Origin of the sequence: Streptomyces sp. NPDC059456, assembly GCF_042750055.1 — a bacterium.
Lineage (GTDB): Bacteria > Actinomycetota > Actinomycetes > Streptomycetales > Streptomycetaceae > Streptomyces.
The window spans coordinates 1-1,364 of record NZ_JBHYVA010001114.1; the positions used below are offsets into that span (position 1 = coordinate 1).

At 65.3% G+C, this 1,364-nt stretch carries 1 protein-coding gene and 1 pseudogene; one reads left to right on the forward strand and one right to left on the reverse strand.

Translation table 11 applies throughout. From position 1 onward, the window contains the following. Positions 1-350 (reverse strand): annotated as a pseudogene (locus tag ACFXA3_RS42570) (MFS transporter); the annotation flags it as partial. Between the two features lie 112 nt (positions 351-462). Here ACFXA3_RS42570 and ACFXA3_RS42575 point away from each other — a divergent pair. Continuing rightward, positions 463-999, forward strand: a complete 537-nt coding sequence (locus tag ACFXA3_RS42575; RefSeq protein ID WP_385196916.1) for a MarR family winged helix-turn-helix transcriptional regulator — start codon at positions 463-465, stop codon at positions 997-999. Positions 1,000-1,364: the final 365 nt, after the last annotated feature.

Here is a 1,364-nt window from a genome sequence, read left to right on the forward strand (position 1 = left end):
CGGCCGGCCCGCCGCACAGACGGTCCGGGCCCGGCGGGGGCGGTGGTTATGTATACCGGCACGATGCCCGTGGACAGCCCGAGCGACAGCGCGCCCGCCGAGGCGGCGACGGCCGCACCGATGACCACGGGGACGGGACCCCGGCGGTCGATGACCCGACCGGTGAGGGGCAGCGCGACCAGGGCACTCACGGCGAAGGCCACGAACGCGCTCGTGGCCGCCATGGAACCCAGACCTCGCACCTGCGCCACGTAGATGTAGAGGAACGGAACCGTGAAACCGATGCCGAACGCGGTCAACGCGTTGCCGGCCTGGATCCGCCGCATCGCAGCGCCCATCACCTTGGTCACTTCTCACCTGCCTTGAGAACTGAAGCCCGAAGACTTCATACCTAAACTTCGATCCTTAACTCTACACATCGAAGGAGTTAGACGCCAACGAGCTCATGCGATACTTCGAACCATGGGTGACACCCCCGACGGCACCGCGCCCGTCCACGAGCCGAGCCTCGACGAGCAGATCGCCGTCTATCAGCGCGAATTCCAGGACCTCGATCCGCAGGTCGAGAAGGTCGTATCGGCGCTCAGCCGGCTGAACCGCCGCATGAACGTCGCGTACGGACGCCAGACCGCCGCGCTGGGCATCAGCAACGCGGAGTGGGAGGTCCTCAAGGCCCTCGTCATCTCCGGATCCCCGTACCGGATGGGTCCGAGCGAGCTCGCGAAGCAGCTGGGCCTCACGCCGGCGGCGATGACCCACCGGATCGACCGCATGACGGCGGAGGGACTGGTGACGCGCGAGCGGGACGAGTCCAACCGGGTCCGCGTGATCGTGGAGCTCACGGACGAGGGCCGCAGCAAGTGGCTCGACGCGATGCGTGCGGCCACGGTCTTCGAGGAGGACCTCCTCCAGGACCTCTCCACGGCGGAGCGCGGCGTGCTGGGCGACATGCTGACCCGGCTCCTGGACCGCGTCGAAGACCTCCAGTCGCCGAGCTGACCAGGTCATGAACGGTGGAGTTGACACGGACTCCACCAGTCCGTAAGGTTCTTCGAGTTGTCCCAGAGCCGGAAGGTTTTGGCGACGACGCATCCCGCCGCCTCGTTGCGGCACCCAACTCAGCACGATCTCCCACCGGGAACGAATTCGGCATGCCCGAATGCATTTCCGAAGGCCGATTATGAATCGGCCGGGAAATCCACTAGAGTTCTGGGAGTCGGAAGGGCCCAACAGCCCGGAAGACAAACCCCGCTGACTGGGGGTCAGGCCCGAAAGAGTCTGATAGAGTCGGAAACGCAAGAACGAAGAACGAAAGCCCGGAGGAAAGCCCGAGAGGGTGAGTACAAAGGAAGCGTCCGTTCCTT

Excerpts from the sequence above, each read along its gene's own strand:
- ACFXA3_RS42575 (WP_385196916.1), top strand. The coding sequence starts at position 463 with ATGGGTGACACCCCCGACGGCACCGCGCCCGTCCACGAGCCGAGCCTC.